This window comes from Pedobacter sp., assembly GCF_045628745.1.
Taxonomy (GTDB): domain Bacteria; phylum Bacteroidota; class Bacteroidia; order Sphingobacteriales; family Sphingobacteriaceae; genus Pedobacter.
In genome coordinates, this window is record NZ_JAZQPU010000255.1 from 1 (window position 1) to 4,112 (window position 4,112).

At 42.4% G+C, this 4,112-nt stretch carries 5 protein-coding genes and 1 pseudogene; 2 read left to right on the forward strand and 4 right to left on the reverse strand.

All coding sequences use genetic code 11. From position 1 onward, the window contains the following. Together ACR2F7_RS09695 and ACR2F7_RS09700 are read left to right on the forward strand one after the other, a co-directional pair. Positions 1-336, forward strand: a pseudogene (locus tag ACR2F7_RS09695) (hypothetical protein); the annotation flags it as partial. Positions 337-368: 32 nt separating this feature from the next. Beyond that, on the forward strand, positions 369-908 hold the full coding sequence (locus ACR2F7_RS09700; protein ID WP_432713375.1) for an SAM-dependent methyltransferase: 540 nt from the start codon (positions 369-371) through the stop codon (positions 906-908). Between the two features lie 15 nt (positions 909-923). Here the strand turns inward: ACR2F7_RS09700 and phoU are convergent, their stop codons facing one another. The 4 genes from phoU to pstC form a co-directional block, all read right to left on the reverse strand. Next, positions 924-1,577: a phosphate signaling complex protein PhoU gene (gene phoU / locus ACR2F7_RS09705; protein ID WP_432713376.1), complete on the reverse strand. Its 654-nt coding sequence runs from the start codon at positions 1,575-1,577 to the stop codon at positions 924-926. Positions 1,578-1,605: 28 nt separating this feature from the next. Then, positions 1,606-2,376: a phosphate ABC transporter ATP-binding protein PstB gene (gene pstB / locus ACR2F7_RS09710; protein ID WP_432713377.1), complete on the reverse strand. Its 771-nt coding sequence runs from the start codon at positions 2,374-2,376 to the stop codon at positions 1,606-1,608. Continuing rightward, a complete protein-coding gene (gene pstA / locus ACR2F7_RS09715; protein WP_432713378.1) occupies positions 2,376-3,239 on the reverse strand; it encodes a phosphate ABC transporter permease PstA in 864 nt (287 codons plus the stop codon). Before pstA ends, pstB begins: the two co-directional genes overlap by 1 nt. Further along, a partial coding sequence (gene pstC, locus ACR2F7_RS09720; protein ID WP_432713379.1) for a phosphate ABC transporter permease subunit PstC occupies positions 3,232-4,112 on the reverse strand: 881 nt, incomplete at its 5' end. The genes pstA and pstC, both read right to left, overlap by 8 nt.

The window sequence follows — 4,112 nt, forward strand, 5'->3', positions numbered from 1 at the left end:
GGTTTATTGACCCGTACAGGTTTTCAAACCATCATTGAATATACAGCACCTATTTTTTGGTTATTTTTTTTGCTGGTAGGCATTGCCTTATTTGTTTTGCGTAAAAAAGAACCTTTAAGGCCCCGGCCTTTTAAGGTACCCTTATATCCGGTTATACCCTTTATCTTTTGCCTCAGCAGTGCTTATTTATTGTATTCAAGCTTAATGTATACTGGCATTGGGGCACTGGTGGGGGTTGGCGTGTTGCTCATTGGCTTTGTTATTCTTTTGATAGTAGAAAGAAAAAAGCACCATTTAAGCCTTAAACCTACAGATACCATCCTTGTAAATAAATAAACAGAACTTCCTTCACCTTAAATGAAAAGAACATGAAATCAGTAAAAATCTTTATCAGTGTAATGTTTTTAGCTGTCTGCAGCATTGCACTTGTTCGGGCACAGCAAAAGCCAGTGCTGGATGTACCTTATGTGCCTACACGGCAGGCGGTTGTTGACGGGATGCTAAAATTAGCGAACGTTAAAAAAGGCGACGTTTTATACGACCTTGGTTGTGGCGATGGTCGTATTGTGGTTACTGCCGCCAGGGATTATGGCGCAACTGGCATGGGTTTCGATATTGATCCGGATAGAATTGCCGAAGCAAAAGCCAATGCGGTGAGTGCCGGGGTAAGTGACAAAGTTAAATTTGTACAAGCCAATCTTTTTGAAACTGATTTAAGCAAGGCTACAGTCATCACGCTGTACCTTTTGCCAGACGTAAACATGAAGCTCAGGCCAAAAATTCTGGCCCTTAAACCGGGTACCAGAATTGTGTCACATGCCTTTGACATGGGCGATTGGAAACCTGACCGCACAGAAATGATTGAGGGTGCCACCGTACACTATTGGACTGTGCCCAATAGAAAGTAATCATACCCACCGTTATTATTTATGCTTAAGCACTTTTGCTTCCAGGTAAAAGATAATTTCTTCGGCAATGTTTTTACTTTGATCTCCTACTCTTTCTAACTTACGAATGATGGAAAGTATATTTAAAGCCTGCTCTGTTTTATCCAGGTGGTCTTTAATGTACGCAGAAACATTTTGATTGGCTTCTATATTGATATCATCAAGCATTTCGTCTTTCTCAAAAATGCTTCTGGCCATCTTCGTATCATCGTTTTCAAAGGAAATCAATACATCGTTTACAATGTCGATAGCCGCCTGGAACATCTCCAGGAAATGCGTTTTCTTCATCAGCTCCTGGTCGAATGCTTCTCTTTCAATGATGATGAACTTGGCAATGCCCTCGGCAATATCACCAATGCGTTCCAGGTTATTGTTGATTTTTAAAGTCGCCAGCACTAACCTGAGGTCAACCGCAACAGGGTTATAGAGGGCGAAAATATTCTCACAGTCCCTATCAATCTGCAGTTCCATAGCATTGACTCTTTTTTCTCCGGAAATCACTTCCCTTGAAAAATCTTTATCGAAGGTCTTTAAAGAGTGAAATGCCTTGTTAAGCTGTGTAAGCACAAGCTTCCACATTTCAATGGTATCACCCTTTAATTTTTTTAATTCATTCTCTAAGTGCGTCATTATATTTTATTTAATATTTAACAAAAAACTATCCAAACCTGCCGGTAATGTAGTTCTGTGTAGCGTCTTTTGTGGGGTTTGTAAAGATCTTATCCGTATGGTCGAATTCTATCAGCTCGCCCATATAAAAGAAAGCGGTTTTATCGCTCACCCTTGCGGCTTGCTGCATGTTATGGGTAACAATAACAATGGTAAACTGGTCTTTAAGCTGGTAAATCAGTTCCTCAATCTTCGCTGTAGAAATAGGATCTAAGGCAGAAGCGGGCTCGTCCATCAATAAAACCGAAGGTTTAACGGCAATGGCCCTTGCAATGCACAAGCGCTGTTGCTGGCCTCCCGACAAAGCCAGGGCAGATTTATTAAGGTTGTCTTTTACTTCATCCCAGAGGGCAGCTTTGCGGAGTGAGTTTTCAACGGCTTCATTGAGCACCGTTTTTGAGCGCTCTCCATTGATGCGCAGGCCGAAGGCCACGTTCTCGAAAATGCTCTTCGGAAAAGGGTTGGGCTTCTGGAAAACCATGCCTATTTTTTTGCGGTATTCGTAAACATCAACCATGTTTTTGTAGATGTCTACGTCATCAATCATCACTTCGCCCTTGATGGTTACGTTTTCAATGAGGTCGTTCATGCGGTTAAAACACCGTAGAAAAGTAGATTTTCCGCAACCCGAAGGACCAATAAAGGCGGTAACGGTATTGGCCTTGATATTGATAGAAATATTTTTCAGGGCCTGCTTTTGTCCGTAAAACAAATTCAGGTCTTTCGCTCTTAATTTATAGGTTCCATAGCTGTCTATCATTAGATTGCTGTTTTTTTGTACCATCGGTTTCTTAAATATATTGCCGCACCATTCAGTATAAAGGTAAATAATAACAATACAATTATACCTGCGGCGGCATTTGTAACAAAGCCTTGTTGTGGCCTGGAGGTCCAGTTAAAAATTTGGATGGGCAGCGAAGTGTACTGATCCATCGGTCCCTCGGGTATAAAAGGCACATAAGCTAAAGCGCCAACAACAATTAAAGGGGCAGTTTCACCAATGGCACGTGAAATAGAAAGGATAATGCCGGTAAGGATACCCCCAAATGATGCTGGCAGCACCACCCTTCGGATGGTTTGCCATTTGGTGGCGCCAAGTCCATAAGCAGCCTCCCTCAATGAATCTGGTACAGCTTTGATGGCTTCCCTGGTGGAAACAATAATGACCGGCATAATCAGTAAACTCAAGGTCAACGCACCAGAAAGAATACTGTTCCCTAAGCCTGCAGTCCGCACAAATAATTGTAAACCCAATATACCATAAATTACGGAAGGAACCCCTGCCAGGTTGGAAATGTTGATTTCTATAAACTTTGCCAGGCGGTTTCTTTTACCATATTCCTGCAGGTAAATGCCTGATAAAATGCCGATAGGGAGGGCAATGAGTAGGGTTAATACCAATAAGCTGACCATTCCGGCAAGGGCCGTATAGATGCCTGACTGCTCAGGATGCCTGGATGGTAAATTGGTGAAAAAGGCCCAGTCAATGCGTTGTACCCCTTTAATGGTGATGTCTATCAAGAGCACCAACAGGGTAAGCAAGGCAAATGCTGTACAAAATACAGCGAAGTATTTGAATAAAGTATCCTGTATTTTAGGACTGATGAAATGTCTTCTACTCATAACGCTGTTGATATTTTTTCCTGATCCAGAAGCTGAGATTGTTGAGCAGGAAGGTGAATACAAAAAGGGTAATACCGGCGGCAAAAATGGTTCTATACTCCATAGAATCCTGAGGTACATCGCCCATACTAACCTGCACAATGTAAGTTGTAATAGTTTCTACAGCCTCCAGGGGGTTGAAAGTTAATTTTGGCTGCTGACCTGCGGCGATGGCTACAATCATGGTTTCACCCAGTGCCCTGGAAATTGCCAGGATAATAGACACCACAATTCCGGAATTCGCAGCGGGCACCATCACTTTAAAAGCGGTTTGAAAACGGTTGGCACCTAGTCCATAAGAGGCTTCGCGCAAAGATTTAGGTACAGCACGCAAGGCATCTTCACTCAAGGATGTAATGTAGGGGATGATCATAATGCCCATGACCAAACCCGGCGACAAAGCATTAAAGCCCGATAATCCCGGGATCACTTTTTGCAGTAGAGGTGTTACAAACTGTAAGGCAAAAAAGCCATAAACAACGGTAGGGATGGCTGCCAGCACTTCAAGCAGCGGTTTAACGATGGAAGTGAACTTTTTAGATGCATACTCATTTAAAAATACAGCGATAGAAACCCCTACGGGCACGGCTACAAAAATGGCAATAATAGTGGTGAGCAGGGTGCCTGAAAGCAGTGACATGATACCGAAATGTTTGTCTTCAAAAAGGGGTGTCCATTGTTTATCGGTTAAAAAATCAATGAAGGATACCTCGCCAAAGAATTTAAAGGTATCTATAGAAAGAACGAGGATGATGCCTATGGTAGTTAATACAGAAACCAGGCTGCAAAGGATCATGACGCCTTCTATGAGCTTTTCGGAGGTGAATTTTCTTG

Bases quoted from the DNA above. Each gene is read 5' to 3' on its own strand.
- ACR2F7_RS09700 (WP_432713375.1), top strand. From the start codon at position 369: ATGAAATCAGTAAAAATCTTTATCAGTGTAATGTTTTTAGCTGTCTGC.
- phoU (WP_432713376.1), bottom strand. From the start codon at position 1,577: ATGACGCACTTAGAGAATGAATTAAAAAAATTAAAGGGTGATACCATT.
- pstB (WP_432713377.1), bottom strand. From the start codon at position 2,376: ATGATAGACAGCTATGGAACCTATAAATTAAGAGCGAAAGACCTGAAT.
- pstA (WP_432713378.1), bottom strand. From the start codon at position 3,239: ATGAGTAGAAGACATTTCATCAGTCCTAAAATACAGGATACTTTATTC.